Raw genomic sequence first — 16,520 nt, 5'->3', positions numbered from 1 at the left:
GAATATCCCTAAAGATGTACGAAGTACAGGACGGCTATTCGCAATATAAAGAGATTGACCTTGCGGCTCGCACGGCAGCGGCGTCACCTCTGGAACTGGTACTGGTGCTGTTTTCCGGCCTGATGGATGAGCTGGAACGCGCCAAAAGCCATATCGCGGCGAAGCGATTCGAAAAGAAAGCTCAGAGCATCAACAAATGCATCGACATTCTCAACGCGCTCACTAGCTCGCTGGAGTTTGAAACCGGCGGCGAGCTGGTGGTGAATCTTTCGCGTCTCTATGACCATTGCGTCTGGCGTTTATATGAAGCCAGCGGTGAATTGTCGGCGGAAAAAATCGATGAAGTGATGCTCATCTTAAGCAATCTGCGTGAAGGCTGGGAAGGGCTTTCGGGCAAGCTGGGTTAAGACGATGGAAAAACAACGCAGGCAACTTTTCGCGCTGGTTGAGGCGATGAATGAGGCGCTGGATAAACAACGCTGGCGACGCCTTCCGGCGCTGCATCAGCAGTTGATGCGCCAGTTTCACGACTACGCGGTGGCAGAAACCGATGCGGCACAGTTGGATGCGGTGAAGGCGCAACTGTACAGCGCGTTTAACGCCCTGATTAAACGGCGCGAGCAGCGCGCAGATGTGTTAAAGGCGCGCATGGAACAGCATCAGCGGCATCAGGAAGGCGTACTGGCCTACTCAATTGTTAATTTATTCTCGGAGAAGTCATGAATCCGGCATTGCTTGCCACGCTCGGAACGCTTGCAGAAACGGCATCGCTGAAAACGGACATCTTACCGCCGGTGAGCGGGGAAAACGCGCCTGCGTTTACGCTGCCGAAAATGGCCGTCGCGGCGGTGGCAGAGCGTGTGCATAGTGCTAAACCCCCCCAACAGCAGGCGACGCGTGCGCAGGAGAACGATCCGGCGGCGATGCAGGCCTTGATGGCGCTGTTACTGCCGCAATCTGCCGCGCCTCAAGCGCAACAGGCAGCCGTGCAGCCGTCGCTGACGGTAGCTGTATCGCCGGTGATGCAACATCTGGCTAAGGCGATCGTACAACATGCGTCGCAGCAAACTCTTGCGCCAACAACGCAGGAACTGCCGCCACAGTTGCAGGAGGCTCTCGCCCAGTTGCCGCAGGCAAAACCCGAACAGCAGGCCAGACTGGCGACTTACGCCAGCGAAGATTTACGCGCCATTGCACCCTCGCAGCCACGCGTATCAACACAGCCTGCTCGCCCAAAACCTGAGACAAACCGCGTGACCGTGCGCCCGCAGGTCGAGCGTAAAGCGGAAAAAGTATCGGACAGCGAGCCGGTGATGCCGCGCGCGGTGTTGCAGGTTAAGACGCCGGAGCAGGTCAGCGATCCTCATGAGATCGCCGGCAGACCTGCCACGCTCTCGATGGATGAACTGGGCGAAAAACTGACGACGCTTTTGAAAGATCAGATCCACTTTCAGCTCAATAAACAGCAGCAGATCTCCACCATCCGCCTTGATCCGCCGTCGCTTGGCAAACTCGAGATTGCCGTACAGCTCGACAACGGCAAACTGACGGTGCACATCGGTGCGAACCAAAGTGAGGTCTGCCGCGCGTTACAGCAGTTTAGCGACGATCTCCGACAACATCTGACGGCGCAAAATTTTATGGAGGTGAACGTACAGGTCTCCTCCGAAGGGCAGTCGCAGCAGCAACAACAGTCGGGCCATCAGCAGGAGGAGGTGAGTGCAGCCTTACTTCTCGACGATGCGCCTCAATTTCAACAGAACGAATCCGTTTTGATCAAAGTGTAAAGGCAATATGAAGAAAATCGTGGTGGCGGGCGTGGTCAGCGCCGTTCTGGCGCTGGTGGTCGGTGCCGGGGCTGGATGGGGAGTCTGGCATCATTATGCCGGAAAAGGAAAACCGATTGCCGCTGCGCGGGCGGAATCGGTGGAAACGATGGATGAAAGCAAAAGCGTATTTGTGACCTTGCCGGAAACCATTGTCACGCTGCATGACAATAACGGCGCTGACCATTATTTGTCGGCAGAATTAGTGATGGTGGTCGCCAGTGACAAAGAAGCGGAAAAAATAAAACATCAGGAGCCGCTGTATCAAAGTATTGCGGTTGAATGCCTGACGGAAATGAAATTTGAAGATTTGCGCGGCATGAAAATATCTGCCATCCGCAAACTGATTTCTGACGCGTTAAAGAAAGATCTGCAGCGTCGCAAAATGAGCGCACCGTATAAGGATTTGCTGGTGAAAAAAGTGGTCTTCCAGTAATCACCAGGCGGATATAAACATGCTACAGGACGTATTCGAGTCAGAAGAATTTGCTGCCGCGCCGGTATTAACCCCGCAGCAGGAGAGTCATTATTTGCAGGCCTATTTACCACTGGTGCGTAAAGTGGTGCGGCAACTTGCTCCGCAGTGTAACTGCATTATTGACCGTCAGGATATGGAGCAGACGGCGTTAATGGGGTTGCTTAACGCCATTCGCCGATACGGGCTGCCGGATGAAGGTTTTGCAGGTTACGCCGTGCACCGTATTCGCGGCGCGATCCTTGATGAGCTGCGCGCCCTTGACTGGCGACCGCGCCAGCTTCGGCAGAAATATCATCAGATGAAAGACCTGATTCGTGAAACGCGGAAAAAACTGGGGCACGAACCGGAGTGGTCAGAACTGGCCGGGGAAGGGATCTCGCATGAAGACTACCTCGAATATCAGCAACTGGAAGGGGCGGAAACCCTCGCCAGTCTTGATGAGTTGCTCAACGGAGAAGGTCCTGGCATTCCGCTTGCGGGCAGAGAACTGGAAGAGCAGTTTGTCACCCAGAAAATGCTGCAATACGCGCTGGCGCAATTAAGTGAAAAAGAGCAACTGATCCTTTCAATGTATTACCAGCATGAGATGAATCTAAAAGAGATTGCGCTGGTATTAGGGCTGACTGAAGCCAGAATTTGTCAACTGAATAAACAGATCGCACAGAAAATTCGTGATTGTGTCTGTCCGAATTAATGTGAAGAGGAAATCATGCAAAAGATTTTAGGCTTGTTGGTGGTGCTCGGCTGCGTATTTGGCGGCTATTTTGAAGCAGGCGGGCAATTAGTGGCTATCTGGCAACCGGCGGAAATGATCATTATTTTAGGCGCCGGTTTCGGGGCAATGATTATTGGTAACCCGAAACATGTGCTGAAAGAGATAGCCCATCAAATTAAAGGTGTGATCAGTAAAAAACAGCTCGGGCCGGAGTTTCAGCGTCAGCTTTTAATGTGCCTGTATGAGTTGCTCGAAATGGTGCAAAACGGCGGTCTGCGGATGCTTGATCAACATATTGAGCAACCGGAAGAGAGCACTATTTTCCAGAAATACCCGCTGGTGTTAACCCAGAAGCGGCTGGTGACTTTTATTGCCGATAACTTTCGCCTGATGGCGATGGGCAAGATTGACGCCCATGAACTGGAAGGCATTCTCGATCAGGAGCTGGACACCGCTGAAGAGTCTCTGTTAACGCCGTCACGCTCGCTGCAACGTACCGCTGAAGCGATGCCGGGATTTGGCATTTGTGCGGCGGTGCTGGGCATTATCATCACCATGCAGTCAATCGATGGCTCTATTGCTCTGATTGGCCTGAAAGTGGCGGCGGCGCTGGTGGGTACGTTTTTAGGCGTGTTTATCTGCTACTGCCTGATGGATCCGCTCGCCAACGCCATGGAACAGCAGGCACGGGCGGAACATTCGCTGCTGGAGTGCGTGCGTACCGTGCTGGTAGCCCAGGCGGGCGGCAAACCGACGCTGCTGGCGGTGGACGCCGGGCGTAAGCTGCTGCATCTGGCGTCCAAACCGACCTTCGCCAATCTCGATGCGTGGGTGAATGCGATGCTGGAGCAAGAATAAGCATGAGAAAGACGGGCAACCGCCGCGAGCGTGGGGCAAAAACCACCATCGTCCGGCGGCAGATCAAAAAGAATCATGCCGGGCATCACGGCGGCGCGTGGAAGGTGGCATTCGCCGACTTTACCCTGGCGATGATGGCGCTGTTTATGACCCTGTGGATTGTGAACAGCGTCAGTAAATCCGAGCGTGAAAGCATTATGGCGGCGCTGCATGGGCAGTCGATCTTCAACGGTGGCGGGCTGTCGCCGTTAAATAAAATAAGCCCGACTCATCCGCCGAAACCGACTACCGTGGCGGTGCCGGAAGAAACCGAGAAAAAAGCACGTGATGTGAACGAGAAAACGGCGCTGCTGAAGAAGAAATCCGCCACTGAACTGGGCGAGCTGGCGACCAATATCAACACCATCGCCCGTAATGCGCATATGGAAGCGAATCTGGAGATGGAGATTGTTCCCCAGGGATTACGCGTGCTGATTAAAGACGACCAGAACCGTAATATGTTTGAGCGCGGCAGCGCCAAGATTATGCCGTTCTTTAAAACGCTGCTGGTGGAGCTCGCGCCGGTATTCGACTCGCTCGACAACAAAATTATTATTACCGGGCATACCGATGCGATGGCCTATAAAAACAATATCTATAACAACTGGAACCTTTCGGGTGACCGCGCGCTTTCGGCCCGTCGGGTGCTGGAAGAGGCCGGAATGCCGGAAGATAAAGTGATGCAGGTGAGCGCAATGGCGGACCAGATGCTGCTGGATGCCAAAAACCCGCAAAGCGCGGGCAACCGGCGCATTGAGATTATGGTGCTGACCAAAAGCGCGTCCGATACGTTGTATCAATATTTTGGTCAGCATGGGGATAAAGTGGTGCAGCCGCTGGTGCAAAAACTGGATAAGCAGCACGGGTAGCAAAAACGGCCTCCTGTTGGTCAGATAAGCGCAGCGCATCCGGCAATAAGGGGACTGATTGCAGAATCTTTACGCATTTCTCAAACCTTAAAATCACTGTATACTTTACCAGTATTGAGAGGTGAGCGATGCGTAAAATCATTCATGTGGATATGGACTGCTTTTTCGCAGCGGTGGAGATGCGTGATAATCCCGCCCTGCGCGATATCCCTGTTGCTATTGGCGGTAGCCGCGAACGTCGGGGGGTGATCAGCACCGCCAATTATCCCGCGCGTAAATTTGGTGTACGCAGCGCAATGCCGACCGGCATGGCGCTCAAATTATGCCCGCACCTCACCTTGCTTCCGGGGCGCTTTGACGCCTACAAAGAAGCCTCAAATCATATCCGCGAAATCTTCTCGCGTTACACTTCGCGCATTGAGCCGTTGTCGCTGGATGAGGCCTATCTCGATGTCACTGACAGCGTGCATTGCCACGGTTCTGCGACTCTCATCGCCCAGGAAATCCGTCAGACAATCTTTAACGAGTTGCACCTGACGGCTTCTGCGGGCGTGGCGCCGGTTAAGTTTCTCGCCAAAATCGCCTCTGACATGAACAAACCCAACGGTCAGTTTGTGATTACACCTGCTGACGTTCCTGCATTTCTGGAAACGTTGCCGCTGGCGAAGATTCCTGGTGTCGGCAAAGTATCAGCGGCAAAACTAGAGGCGATGGGGCTGCGCACCTGCGGTGATGTACAAAAGTGTGATCTGGTGACCTTGCTCAAACGCTTTGGCAAATTTGGCCGCATTTTGTGGGAGCGTAGCCAGGGTATCGACGAGCGCGATGTTAACAGTGAACGGCTGCGTAAATCCGTCGGTGTGGAACGCACGATGGCGGAAGATATCCATCACTGGTCTGAATGTGAAGCGATTATTGAGCGGCTTTATCCTGAACTGGAGCGCCGTCTGGCAAAGGTGAAGCCTGATTTACTGATCGCCCGCCAGGGAGTGAAATTAAAGTTCGATGATTTTCAGCAAACCACTCAGGAGCATGTCTGGCCGCGTTTGAATAAAGCTGACCTAATCGCCACTGCGCGTAAAACCTGGGATGAACGTCGCGGCGGACGCGGTGTACGGTTGGTGGGGCTGCATGTGACGTTGCTTGATCCGCAAATGGAAAGACAGTTGGTGCTGGGATTATGAATAACATTCAAATAAGAGACTATCAGTCTGGCGATTTTCAGCAACTATGCGCTATTTTCATTAGAGCGGTTACGATGACTGCCAGTCAGCATTATTCACCGCAACAAATTGCCGCCTGGGCGCAGATTGATGAATCTCGCTGGAAGGAGAAACTCGCACAATCACAAGTGCGGGTTGCGGTGATTAATACACAAACGGTCGGCTTTATTACCCGTATTGAACATTATATCGATATGCTATTTGTTGACCCGGAATACACCCGCTGTGGTGTCGCCAGTGCCTTGTTAAAACCTTTTATTAAGTCTGAATCCGAACTTACGGTGGATGCCAGCATAACTGCAAAACCCTTTTTTGAACGTTATGGTTTTCAGGTGGTTAAGCAACAGCGCGTTGAATGTCGGGGGGCGTGGTTTACTAATTTTTATATGCGATATAAACAGCAACATTAAATCCAGCTTGCAATGAAAATAGCGCCCGCCTAATATGTGCGCGTTTTTTTATTCCACAAACTGCAAGGAGGTAAATCATGACAAATCCTTTATCAATGACTCTTTGCAGACCTTTCCAGGATTAATTCTTTTTTTCTTGCCCTGGATTCGTCTGCCATTTTCTGATTTTTATATTTATATACTCTAAATAATTCGAGTTGCAGGAAGGCGACAAGCGAGTGAATCCCCAGGAGCTTACGAAAGTAAGTGACTGGGGTGAACGAACGCAGTCGCAGTACATGCAACTTGAAGTATGACGAGTATAAATGGAATGGTACATGGGCAAATATATTCGTCCCTTATCCGATGCGGTATTTACCATCGCATCTGATGACCTGTGGATCGAGAGTTCAGCGATCCAACAATTACACACCACGGCAAATTTACCCAACATGCAACGCGTAGTTGGGATGCCAGATTTACACCCCGGACGCGGCTACCCGATTGGCGCAGCGTTCTTCTCCGTTGGTCGTTTTTACCCGGCACTGGTCGGCAATGATATCGGCTGCGGCATGGCGCTATGGCAAACAGATATTCTCGCTCGCAAATACAACGCCGATAAGTTTGAAAAGCGATTATCAGCTTTGGATGACGTTGCTGAAGAAAGCTGGCTGGAGGAAAACCTGCCGTCAGCGTTTGCACAGCATTCGTGGCGCAGCGCGCTTGGCTCTATCGGTGGCGGAAACCACTTCGCAGAACTGCAACAAGTTGATCAAATTATCGACGCGGAACTGTTTGCACTGGCTGGTCTGGATGCGCAGCATCTGCAACTGCTGGTTCATAGCGGCTCGCGGGGTTTGGGGCAGTCTATTTTACAGCGACATATTGCCTCGTTTTCGCATCATGGTTTGCCTGAAGGCAGTGATGACGCGCTACGGTATATTGCGGAACATGACGATGCGCTGGCGTTTGCGCGTATTAATCGCCAGATGATCGCTCTGCGCATAATGCAACAGGTGAAAGCCAGCGGAAGTCCGGTTCTGGATGTGGCGCATAACTTTGTTAGCGCGTGTCAAATCGGCGATCAACAGGGTTTCTTGCATCGTAAAGGTGCCACGCCGGATGACAACGGTCTGGTGATTATTCCCGGTTCACGCGGTGATTACTCCTGGCTGGTTAAACCTGTTGCGAACGAAAAAACGCTTCACTCGCTGGCGCATGGGGCAGGGCGTAAATGGGGGCGCACCGAGTGTAAAGGGCGGCTGGCAGCTAAATACACGGCGACGCAACTCTCGCGTACTGAACTTGGCTGCCGGGTAATTTGTCGCGATAAACAACTCATCTTCGAAGAAGCGCCACAAGCCTATAAATCGGCAGAAAGCGTGGTGCAATGTCTGGTGCAGGCCGGTTTAATTATTCCTGTCGCGCGGCTGCGTCCGGTGCTGACGCTCAAAAACAGTGGAGGGAAAAAAGGATGATTTTGCTACAACTCTCCTCAGCTCAGGGGCCGGAAGAATGTTGTCTCGCAGTCAAAAAGGCGCTGGACAGGTTGATTAAAGAAGCTACCCGACAAGACGTCGCGGTAACGGTGCTGGAAACAGAAACGGGTCGCTATTCTGACACGCTGCGTTCGGCGCTGATTTCACTTGATGGCGACAGCGCATGGGCATTAAGCGAAAGCTGGTGTGGCACTATTCAGTGGATTTGTCCGAGTCCGTATCGGCCTCATCATGGGCGCAAAAACTGGTTTCTGGGTATTGGGCGTTTTACCGCTGATGAGCAGGAGCAATCCGATGCGATCCGGTATGAGACGCTGCGTTCGTCGGGGCCGGGCGGTCAACATGTTAATAAGACCGACTCGGCGGTGCGCGCCACGCATCTGGCAACCGGAATTAGCGTGAAAGTACAGTCCGAGCGCAGCCAGCATGCCAATAAACGGCTGGCACAATTACTGATTGCCTGGAAGCTGGAACAACAGCAACAGGAAAATAGCGCAACGCTGAAATCGCAGCGGCGAATGTTCCATCACCAGATTGAACGTGGTAACCCGCGACGGACATTTACAGGGATGGCTTTTATCGAAGGATAGTGAAGGGAAACTGCCGGAAGGCGATTAAACGCCATCCGGCAGCAAATCAAATAATTACTTCGCCGGAATTTCTTTCAGCAGTTCAGTCAGAAGCGTCCAGTAATGACCAACGCTTTCGATATGAACTTGCTCATCCGGAGAGTGTGGTCCGGTGATAGTCGGCCCGATAGAAACCATGTCCATTTCCGGATACGGTTTTTTGAACAGACCACATTCCAGACCCGCGTGGATAATCTGGATGTTCGGCGTCTTGTTGAACAGACGCTGATAGGTTTCACGTACCAGATGCATCACCGGAGAGTTAGCGTCCGGCTGCCAGCCAGGATATGCGCCTTTCGCTTCGGTTTTCGCGCCTGCCAGTTTACCCAGCGAATCCAGCATACTGACCACGTAGTCTTTACCGCTGTCGATCAGAGAACGGATCAGGCAGTGAATTTGTACGTTATTGTCGGTCATGGTTACCACACCGACGTTCAGTGAGGTTTCAACCACGCCTTTTGCCACGTCGGAGTTACGGATCACACCGTTCGGGGTGGCGTTCAACAGGCGAATAAAGGTATCGCGAGATTTGGTGGTCAGCGCAGTTTTGTCGTTCGCTACTGAATCCAGCAGTAATGCCAGGTTTTTCTCTTTCTCGGCCAGCTCGTTTTTCAGGATCTCCTGATAGGTATTCACCAGCGATTTCAGCGCGTCGACTTTATCAGCTGCGACAGCGATGGTTGCAAAGGCTTCACGCGGGATGGCGTTACGCAGTGTGCCGCCGTTGAAATCGATAAGGCGCAGATCCAGTTCTTCCGCATGACCTGCCAGGAAGCGCACCAGCAGTTTGTTTGCATTACCCAGGCCAACGTGGATTTCGCCACCAGAGTGACCGCCTTTCAGACCTTTTAAGGTTAATTTAAAGGTTTCAAAGCCAGCCGGAACTGTTTCACGGTCTAAATGCAGGTTGGAGGTGAAGTCGATACCACCCGCGCAGCCCATGTAGATTTCACCTTCTTCTTCAGAGTCGGTGTTAATCAGAATATCTGCCTGTAACCAGTTGCTCTGTAAGCCGAACGCACCGTCCATACCGGCTTCTTCGGTCATGGTCAGCAGCACTTCCAGCGGGCCGTGTACCACGTTGTCATCGGCAAGCACCGCCAGTGCAGACGCCATGCCAATGCCGTTATCTGCACCGAGCGTGGTGCCGCGCGCTTTAACCCATTCGCCATCGATATAAGGCTGGATAGGATCTTTAGTGAAGTCGTGCACGGTATCGTTGTTTTTCTGCGGCACCATATCGAGGTGAGCCTGCAGGACGACCGGTTTACGATTTTCCATACCTGCGGTGGCAGGTTTACGAATCAGGATATTCCCCACTTGATCGCGTTCGACATGGAAACCTTTTTCTTTTGCCCAACCTACAATGTATTCAGCAAGCTGCTCTTCGTGGTAGGACGGGTGAGGAATAGAACAGATTTTGGCAAAAATATCCCACAGCGGCTGTGGAGATAATTGAGACAGTTCAGACACGTTAAGTCTCCTTGTCGATCACCCGCAAAACAGTATTGCAGGTCACAGGGTTAGCAGAAAATGTTGTCAGCACAAGTCAGGCTTGCGAGATATGTTTGAGAATACCACTTTATCCAGCGACAGGTAGTAGCAGTGCGCAAAAAGACGCGGACTTATGTGAAATACTGGTTTTTAGTGCGTCAGATCTCTATAATCTCGCGCAACCTATTTTCCCCTCGAACACTTTTTAAGCCGTAGATAAACAGGCTGGGACACTTCACATGAGCGAAAAATACATCGTCACCTGGGACATGTTGCAGATCCATGCACGTAAACTCGCAAGCCGACTGATGCCTTCTGAACAATGGAAAGGCATTATTGCCGTTAGCCGTGGCGGTCTGGTGCCGGGTGCGTTACTGGCGCGTGAACTGGGTATTCGTCATGTCGATACCGTTTGTATTTCCAGCTACGATCACGATAACCAGCGCGAACTGAAAGTGCTGAAACGTGCAGAAGGCGACGGTGAAGGCTTCATCGTCATTGATGATCTGGTGGATACCGGCGGTACTGCGGTTGCGATTCGTGAAATGTATCCTAAAGCGCACTTTGTCACCATCTTCGCTAAACCGGCTGGTCGTCCACTGGTTGATGATTATGTTATTGATATCCCACAAGATACCTGGATTGAGCAACCGTGGGATATGGGCGTGGTATTCGTTCCGCCTATCTCTGGTCGCTAATCTTTTCAACGCCTGGCTTCGCCGGGCGTTGTTCTTTTTAACTGCAGGCGAGTTACAATAGCTTCCAGTAAGTATTCCTGGAGGTTGCATCCATGACACAGGCAAACCTGAGCGAAACCCTGTTCAAACCCCGCTTTAAACACCCTGAAACCTCGACGCTTGTCCGCCGCTTTAATCACGGTGCACAACCGCCTGTGCAGTCGGCTCTTGATGGCAAAACTATTCCCCACTGGTATCGCATGATTAACCGCCTGATGTGGATCTGGCGCGGCGTTGATCCGCGCGAAATCCTCGACGTCCAGGCGCGTATTGTGATGAGCGATGCCGAACGCACCGACAATGATTTGTACGATACGGTGATTGGTTACCGTGGCGGTAACTGGATTTATGAGTGGGCCACCCAGGCGATGTTGTGGCAACAGAAAGCGTGTGCGGAAGAAAATCCACAAGTCAGCGGTCGTTACTGGCTGCACGCAGCGACGTTGTACAATATTGCTGCCTATCCACACCTGAAGGGTGATGATCTGGCAGAACAGGCGCAGACGTTATCAAACCGCGCTTATGAAGAAGCGGCGCAACGTCTGCCAGGAACGATGCGGCAAATGGAATTCACTGTGCCAGGGGGCGCGCCCATCACCGGGTTTCTCCATATGCCAAAAGGCGATGGTCCGTTCCCGACAGTATTAATGTGTGGTGGTCTGGATGCGATGCAAACGGACTATTACTCCCTTTATGAGCGTTATTTTGCGCCGCGCGGCATTGCGATGTTGACTATCGATATGCCTTCGGTTGGTTTTTCTTCAAAATGGAAACTCACCCAGGATTCCAGCCTTCTGCATCAGCATGTGTTAAAGGCTCTGCCTAATGTGCCGTGGGTGGATCACACACGCGTTGCGGCCTTTGGTTTCCGTTTTGGTGCTAACGTCGCTGTACGTCTGGCTTACCTTGAATCGCCGCGTCTGAAAGCTGTGGCCTGCCTTGGTCCGGTGGTTCACACCTTGCTGAGTGATTTTAATTGCCAGCAACAGGTGCCGGAAATGTATCTTGACGTTCTGGCGAGTCGTTTAGGGATGCACGATGCTTCCGACGAAGCGTTACGTGTAGAGTTGAATCGCTATTCATTGAAAGTGCAAGGGTTGCTGGGGCGTCGCTGCCCAACGCCAATGTTATCAGGCTTCTGGAAGAACGATCCGTTCAGCCCGGAAGAGGATTCACGATTAATCACTTCGTCATCTGCTGACGGTAAATTGTTAGAAATTCCATTTAATCCGGTGTATCGGAATTTTGACAAAGCACTCCAGGAAATTACTAACTGGCTCGAAAAGCGATTGTGTTAAAAATTTGCTAAATTTTGCCAATTTGGTAAAACAGTTGCTTCACAACAGGAGATCGCAATGACGTTACCGAGTGGACACCCGAAAAGCAGATTGATCAAAAAATTTACCGCACTAGGCCCGTATATTCGTGAAGGTAAGTGCGAAGATAATCGATTCTTTTTCGATTGTCTGGCTGTATGCGTCAATGTGAAACCGGCGCCGGAAGTGCGTGAGTTCTGGGGCTGGTGGATGGAACTGGAAGCGCAGGAATCCCGTTTTACCTACAGTTACCAGTTTGGTCTGTTCGATAAAGCAGGCGACTGGACGCATGTTCAGGTAAAAGATGCGGAAGTGGTTGAGCGGCTGGAGCACACTCTGCGCGAGTTTCATGAAAAGCTGCGTGAACTGCTGGCGACGCTGAATCTGAAGCTGGAACCGGCGGATGATTTTCGTGATGAGCCGGTGAAGTTAACGGCATGAGTGAAAAGTGCCGGATGTGATGTTTGAGCATCTCTTCCGGCCTGAAATAGTGGTTTTCGTAGGCCGGATAAGGCGTTCACGCCGCATCCGGCAATATTATTAAAACTGATATGTCATTCCTATCGCGACAATATCATCATTATTAATATTCAACTTATTATCGCTATCCAGTTGGTTGATTTTATAATCAACAAACGCTGACATATTTTTGTTGAAATAATATGTAGCACCGACGTCGATATAATTGACCAGATCTTCATCACCAATACCTTCAATATCTTTCCCTTTCGATAAGACATAACCCAGCGATGGACGCAGACCAAAGTCAAACTGATATTGAGCGACCGCTTCAAAATTCTGTGTCTTATTAGCAAAACCGCCAGAAATTGGCGTCATTTTACGCGTTTCAGAATAGAAGGTTGCCAGGTAAATATTATTGGCATCGTATTTAAGACCCGTTGCCCACGCTTCGGCACGTTTGCCCGTACCACGGCTTTGCAGATTCTGCTCGTTGGTGCGATCTGAGTTGGTATAGGCCCCACTAATGGCGAAATCGCTGCCGCCAAAGTCATATGTCAATGACGTGCCGAAGCCATCGCCGTTTTGCTTTTTAACGTCGCGGTTTTCGTTTTTCCCTTGATATTGCAGGGTTAAGTTCAGGCCATCGATAACGCCGAAGAAGTCGGTGTTACGGTAAGTCGCCAGCCCGCTGGCGCGTTTGGTCATAAAGTTGTCGGTCTGCGCCGAGGAGTCGCCACCAAATTCCGGGAACATATCGGTCCAGGCTTCGACGTCATACAGCGCGCCCAGGTTACGTCCATAATCGAAAGAACCTAAATCCTTATATTTCAACCCGGCAAAAGCGAGACGCGTTTTTTGCTGTGCGGTATCACTCTCCGCTTTATTTCCTGCAAACTCCGCTTCCCACCGACCATAACCGGTCAGTTGATCGTTAATTTGTGTTTCGCCTTTAAAACCAAAACGGATATAACTCTGGTCGCCATCTTTACTGTCATTATCACTCATATAATGCATGGCTTTAACTTTGCCATAGAAATCCAGTTTATTACCGTCTTTGTTATATATTTCTGCGGCCTGTACGGATGCAGATGCCACAATACCCATCACCACTAATGCCAGAGTGCTCTTTTTCATTTTCATTCCTGATTTTAATTAACGCGCGAATATTCAGCGGGAGAGACCCATTGAAAACAGGAAAGTTTTTAACCTGAGATTGTTAAAGATATATTACAGATTAATAATATTCTTAAAATGTGGTAATTTATTAAATCTGTAATAAAAACGTAAACAACTGCCGCTACGCTTGCTGATCCCGCGCAACAAAACGCTATGCTTTGCTCGCAGATGGTTGGCAACCGGCGACAGTCCTGCTAAAACGTTCGTTTGATATCATTTTTCCTAAAATTGAATGGCAGAGAATCATGAGTGACAGCCAGACGCTGGTGGTAAAACTCGGCACCAGTGTGCTAACAGGCGGATCGCGCCGTCTGAACCGTGCCCATATCGTTGAACTTGTTCGCCAGTGCGCGCAGTTACATGCCGCCGGGCATCGGATAGTCATTGTGACGTCGGGCGCAATTGCCGCCGGACGTGAGCACCTGGGTTACCCGGAACTGCCAGCGACTATCGCCTCGAAGCAACTATTGGCGGCGGTAGGGCAGAGTCGACTGATTCAACTGTGGGAACAACTCTTTGCAATTTACGGCATTCACGTCGGGCAGATGTTACTGACCCGTGCCGATATGGAAGACCGTGAACGCTTCCTGAATGCCCGCGATACGCTGCGTGCGCTGCTCGATAACAACATCGTTCCGGTAATTAATGAGAACGATGCTGTTGCTACGGCAGAGATTAAAGTCGGCGATAACGACAACCTTTCTGCGCTGGCGGCGATTCTGGCGGGTGCCGATAAGCTGTTGCTGCTGACCGATCAAAAAGGTTTGTATACCGCTGACCCGCGCAGCAATCCGCAGGCGGAACTGATTAAAGATGTTTACGGCATTGATGACGCACTGCGGGCGATTGCCGGTGACAGTGTTTCAGGTCTTGGAACCGGCGGCATGGGCACCAAATTGCAGGCGGCGGACGTGGCTTGCCGTGCGGGGATCGACACCATTATTGCCGCAGGTAACAAGCCGGGCGTCATTGGTGATGTGATGGAAGGTATTCCTGTCGGTACGCTGTTCCATGCCCAGGCAACGCCTTTAGAAAATCGTAAACGCTGGATTTTTGGCGCGCCACCTGCGGGTGAAATTACCGTTGATGAAGGGGCGACCGCCGCTATTCTTGAACGCGGCAGCTCCCTGTTGCCGAAAGGTATTAAAAGCGTGAGCGGCAACTTCTCGCGTGGTGAAGTCATTCGTATTTGCAACCTCGAAGGTCGCGATATTGCCCACGGCGTCAGCCGTTACAACAGCGATGCATTGCGTCGCATTGCCGGACACCACTCGCAAGAAATTGATGCAATACTGGGATATGAATATGGCCCGGTTGCCGTTCACCGTGATGACATGATTACCCGTTAAGGAGCAGGCCGATGCTGGAACAAATGGGCATTGCCGCGAAGCAAGCCTCGTATAAATTAGCGCAACTCTCCAGCCGCGAAAAAAATCGCGTGCTGGAAAAGATCGCCGATGAACTGGAAGCACAAAGCGAAAATATCCTCAACGCTAACGCCCAGGATGTTGCAGACGCGCGTGCCAATGGCCTTAGCGAAGCGATGCTTGACCGTCTGGCACTGACGCCCGCACGGCTGAAAGGCATTGCCGACGATGTGCGCCAGGTGTGTAACCTCGCCGATCCGGTGGGGCAGGTAATCGATGGCGGCGTATTGGACAGTGGCCTGCGTCTGGAGCGTCGTCGCGTCCCACTTGGCGTGATTGGGGTGATTTATGAAGCGCGCCCGAACGTGACGGTTGATGTCGCTTCCCTGTGCCTGAAAACCGGTAACGCGGTGATCCTGCGCGGTGGTAAAGAAACCTGCCGCACCAACGCTGCAACGGTGGCGGTGATTCAGGACGCCCTGCAATCCTGCGGTTTACCGGCAGGCGCAGTGCAGGCGATTGATAATCCGGATCGCGCATTGGTGAGTGAAATGCTGCGTATGGATAAATACATCGACATGCTGATCCCACGCGGTGGCGCTGGTTTGCATAAGCTGTGCCGCGAGCAGTCAACGATCCCGGTGATCACCGGCGGTATTGGCGTCTGCCATATTTATGTTGATGAAAGTGCAGAGATCGCTGAAGCCCTGAAAGTAATTATCAACGCGAAAACTCAGCGTCCGAGTACGTGTAATACGGTAGAAACGTTGCTGGTGAATAAAAACATCGCCGATAGCTTCCTGCCCGCATTAAGCAAACAAATGGCGGAAAGCGGCGTGACATTACATGCTGATGCAGCTGCGCTGGCGCAGTTGCAGGCAGGCCCCGCGAAGGTGGTTGCTGTTAAAGCCGAAGAGTATGACGATGAGTTCCTGTCATTAGATTTGAACGTCAAAATCGTCAGCGATCTTGACGATGCCATCGCTCATATTCGTGAACACGGCACCCAGCACTCCGATGCGATCCTGACACGTAATATGCGCAATGCCCAGCGTTTTGTTAACGAAGTGGATTCTTCTGCTGTTTACGTCAACGCCTCTACACGTTTTACCGACGGCGGCCAGTTTGGTCTTGGCGCGGAAGTGGCGGTAAGCACACAAAAACTCCACGCGCGCGGCCCGATGGGGCTGGAAGCACTGACCACTTACAAGTGGATCGGCATTGGTGATTACACCATTCGTGCGTAAATAAAACCGGGTGATGCAAAAGTAGCCGTTTGATTCACAAGGCCATTGACGCATCGCCCGGTTAGTTTTAACCTTGTCCACCGTGATTCACGTTCGTGAACATGTCCTTTCAGGGCCGATATAGCTCAGTTGGTAGAGCAGCGCATTCGTAATGCGAAGGTCGTAGGTTCGACTCCTATTATCGGCACCATTTAAA

18 protein-coding genes and 1 tRNA gene are annotated in these 16,520 nt (G+C 51.6%); 17 read left to right on the top strand and 2 right to left on the bottom strand.

Annotated features, from left to right (window positions below; genetic code table 11):
- Positions 1 to 14 precede the first annotated feature (14 nt).
- The 11 genes from fliS to prfH all read left to right on the top strand — a co-directional run bounded on the left by fliS (position 15) and on the right by prfH (position 8,486).
- Positions 15 to 407 carry a flagellar export chaperone FliS gene (fliS, locus tag LG381_RS21465; RefSeq protein WP_225762917.1) on the top strand — a complete coding sequence of 131 codons (393 nt, stop codon included), beginning with the start codon at positions 15 to 17 and terminating at the stop codon, positions 405 to 407.
- A gap of 4 nt (positions 408 to 411) precedes the next feature.
- Complete coding sequence (locus LG381_RS21460; protein ID WP_225762916.1) at positions 412 to 723, top strand: flagellar protein FliT; 312 nt, start codon at positions 412 to 414, stop codon at positions 721 to 723.
- Positions 720 to 1,787, top strand: a complete 1,068-nt coding sequence (locus LG381_RS21455) for a flagellar hook-length control protein FliK (RefSeq protein ID WP_225762915.1) — start codon at positions 720 to 722, stop codon at positions 1,785 to 1,787. Before LG381_RS21460 ends, LG381_RS21455 begins: the two co-directional genes overlap by 4 nt.
- A 7-nt stretch (positions 1,788 to 1,794) precedes the next feature.
- Positions 1,795 to 2,262 carry a flagellar basal body-associated FliL family protein gene (locus LG381_RS21450; protein WP_105280666.1) on the top strand — a complete coding sequence of 156 codons (468 nt, stop codon included), beginning with the start codon at positions 1,795 to 1,797 and terminating at the stop codon, positions 2,260 to 2,262.
- A gap of 19 nt (positions 2,263 to 2,281) precedes the next feature.
- Positions 2,282 to 2,998: a FliA/WhiG family RNA polymerase sigma factor gene (locus tag LG381_RS21445; protein ID WP_225762914.1), complete on the top strand. Its 717-nt coding sequence runs from the start codon at positions 2,282 to 2,284 to the stop codon at positions 2,996 to 2,998.
- 15 nt (positions 2,999 to 3,013) lie between these two features.
- Positions 3,014 to 3,877 (top strand): flagellar motor stator protein MotA, encoded by an 864-nt coding sequence (gene motA, locus LG381_RS21440; RefSeq protein WP_001169518.1) that lies wholly within the window; start codon positions 3,014 to 3,016, stop codon positions 3,875 to 3,877.
- A gap of 2 nt (positions 3,878 to 3,879) precedes the next feature.
- A complete protein-coding gene (gene lafU, locus LG381_RS21435) occupies positions 3,880 to 4,785 on the top strand; it encodes a putative lateral flagellar export/assembly protein LafU (RefSeq protein ID WP_225762913.1) in 906 nt (301 codons plus the stop codon).
- Between the two features lie 128 nt (positions 4,786 to 4,913).
- On the top strand, positions 4,914 to 5,969 hold the full coding sequence (gene dinB, locus LG381_RS21430) for a DNA polymerase IV (protein WP_001226214.1): 1,056 nt from the start codon (positions 4,914 to 4,916) through the stop codon (positions 5,967 to 5,969).
- Positions 5,966 to 6,418, top strand: a complete 453-nt coding sequence (locus tag LG381_RS21425; protein WP_137325930.1) for a GNAT family N-acetyltransferase — start codon at positions 5,966 to 5,968, stop codon at positions 6,416 to 6,418. Before dinB ends, LG381_RS21425 begins: the two co-directional genes overlap by 4 nt.
- Before the next feature lie 317 nt (positions 6,419 to 6,735).
- Positions 6,736 to 7,875, top strand: coding sequence for an RNA ligase RtcB family protein (locus LG381_RS21420; protein WP_225762912.1), 1,140 nt, complete (start codon positions 6,736 to 6,738; stop codon positions 7,873 to 7,875).
- Positions 7,872 to 8,486: a peptide chain release factor H gene (gene prfH / locus LG381_RS21415; RefSeq protein WP_137325928.1), complete on the top strand. Its 615-nt coding sequence runs from the start codon at positions 7,872 to 7,874 to the stop codon at positions 8,484 to 8,486. Before LG381_RS21420 ends, prfH begins: the two co-directional genes overlap by 4 nt.
- Before the next feature lie 54 nt (positions 8,487 to 8,540).
- Here the strand turns inward: prfH and pepD are convergent, their stop codons facing one another.
- Positions 8,541 to 9,998 carry a cytosol nonspecific dipeptidase gene (gene pepD / locus LG381_RS21410; RefSeq protein WP_032224563.1) on the bottom strand — a complete coding sequence of 486 codons (1,458 nt, stop codon included), beginning with the start codon at positions 9,996 to 9,998 and terminating at the stop codon, positions 8,541 to 8,543.
- A gap of 260 nt (positions 9,999 to 10,258) precedes the next feature.
- Here pepD and gpt point away from each other — a divergent pair, with 260 nt between their 5' ends.
- The 3 genes from gpt to crl all read left to right on the top strand — a co-directional run bounded on the left by gpt (position 10,259) and on the right by crl (position 12,513).
- On the top strand, positions 10,259 to 10,717 hold the full coding sequence (gene gpt, locus LG381_RS21405) for a xanthine phosphoribosyltransferase (protein WP_001291989.1): 459 nt from the start codon (positions 10,259 to 10,261) through the stop codon (positions 10,715 to 10,717).
- Positions 10,718 to 10,809: 92 nt separating this feature from the next.
- Complete coding sequence (gene frsA / locus LG381_RS21400; RefSeq protein WP_000189561.1) at positions 10,810 to 12,054, top strand: esterase FrsA; 1,245 nt, start codon at positions 10,810 to 10,812, stop codon at positions 12,052 to 12,054.
- A 57-nt stretch (positions 12,055 to 12,111) separates the two neighbouring features.
- Positions 12,112 to 12,513: a sigma factor-binding protein Crl gene (gene crl / locus LG381_RS21395; RefSeq protein WP_000174679.1), complete on the top strand. Its 402-nt coding sequence runs from the start codon at positions 12,112 to 12,114 to the stop codon at positions 12,511 to 12,513.
- 99 nt (positions 12,514 to 12,612) lie between these two features.
- On the opposite strand, the gene phoE is transcribed toward crl, so the two are convergent.
- On the bottom strand, positions 12,613 to 13,668 hold the full coding sequence (phoE, locus tag LG381_RS21390) for a phosphoporin PhoE (RefSeq protein ID WP_225762911.1): 1,056 nt from the start codon (positions 13,666 to 13,668) through the stop codon (positions 12,613 to 12,615).
- 287 nt (positions 13,669 to 13,955) lie between these two features.
- Here phoE and proB point away from each other — a divergent pair, with 287 nt between their 5' ends.
- The 3 genes from proB to LG381_RS21375 all read left to right on the top strand — a co-directional run bounded on the left by proB (position 13,956) and on the right by LG381_RS21375 (position 16,514).
- Entirely contained in the window at positions 13,956 to 15,059 is a 1,104-nt protein-coding gene (gene proB, locus LG381_RS21385) for a glutamate 5-kinase (protein ID WP_001285271.1), read from the top strand.
- 11 nt (positions 15,060 to 15,070) lie between these two features.
- A complete protein-coding gene (proA, locus tag LG381_RS21380; RefSeq protein ID WP_225762910.1) occupies positions 15,071 to 16,324 on the top strand; it encodes a glutamate-5-semialdehyde dehydrogenase in 1,254 nt (417 codons plus the stop codon).
- A 114-nt stretch (positions 16,325 to 16,438) separates the two neighbouring features.
- Positions 16,439 to 16,514: transfer RNA gene (locus LG381_RS21375), tRNA-Thr, on the top strand.
- Positions 16,515 to 16,520 lie beyond the last annotated feature (6 nt).

This window comes from Escherichia sp. Marseille-Q3837, assembly GCF_916618735.1.
GTDB lineage: Bacteria > Pseudomonadota > Gammaproteobacteria > Enterobacterales > Enterobacteriaceae > Escherichia > Escherichia ruysiae.
This window is presented reverse-complemented; position numbering and strand designations above follow the sequence as displayed.

Coding starts and splice junctions, on each gene's coding strand:
- fliS (WP_225762917.1), top strand. CDS start 15: ATGTACGAAGTACAGGACGGCTATTCGCAATATAAAGAGATTGACCTT.
- LG381_RS21460 (WP_225762916.1), top strand. CDS start 412: ATGGAAAAACAACGCAGGCAACTTTTCGCGCTGGTTGAGGCGATGAAT.
- LG381_RS21455 (WP_225762915.1), top strand. CDS start 720: ATGAATCCGGCATTGCTTGCCACGCTCGGAACGCTTGCAGAAACGGCA.
- LG381_RS21450 (WP_105280666.1), top strand. CDS start 1,795: ATGAAGAAAATCGTGGTGGCGGGCGTGGTCAGCGCCGTTCTGGCGCTG.
- LG381_RS21445 (WP_225762914.1), top strand. CDS start 2,282: ATGCTACAGGACGTATTCGAGTCAGAAGAATTTGCTGCCGCGCCGGTA.
- motA (WP_001169518.1), top strand. CDS start 3,014: ATGCAAAAGATTTTAGGCTTGTTGGTGGTGCTCGGCTGCGTATTTGGC.
- lafU (WP_225762913.1), top strand. CDS start 3,880: ATGAGAAAGACGGGCAACCGCCGCGAGCGTGGGGCAAAAACCACCATC.
- dinB (WP_001226214.1), top strand. CDS start 4,914: ATGCGTAAAATCATTCATGTGGATATGGACTGCTTTTTCGCAGCGGTG.
- LG381_RS21425 (WP_137325930.1), top strand. CDS start 5,966: ATGAATAACATTCAAATAAGAGACTATCAGTCTGGCGATTTTCAGCAA.
- LG381_RS21420 (WP_225762912.1), top strand. CDS start 6,736: ATGGGCAAATATATTCGTCCCTTATCCGATGCGGTATTTACCATCGCA.
- prfH (WP_137325928.1), top strand. CDS start 7,872: ATGATTTTGCTACAACTCTCCTCAGCTCAGGGGCCGGAAGAATGTTGT.
- gpt (WP_001291989.1), top strand. CDS start 10,259: ATGAGCGAAAAATACATCGTCACCTGGGACATGTTGCAGATCCATGCA.
- frsA (WP_000189561.1), top strand. CDS start 10,810: ATGACACAGGCAAACCTGAGCGAAACCCTGTTCAAACCCCGCTTTAAA.
- crl (WP_000174679.1), top strand. CDS start 12,112: ATGACGTTACCGAGTGGACACCCGAAAAGCAGATTGATCAAAAAATTT.
- phoE (WP_225762911.1), bottom strand. CDS start 13,668: ATGAAAAAGAGCACTCTGGCATTAGTGGTGATGGGTATTGTGGCATCT.
- proB (WP_001285271.1), top strand. CDS start 13,956: ATGAGTGACAGCCAGACGCTGGTGGTAAAACTCGGCACCAGTGTGCTA.
- proA (WP_225762910.1), top strand. CDS start 15,071: ATGCTGGAACAAATGGGCATTGCCGCGAAGCAAGCCTCGTATAAATTA.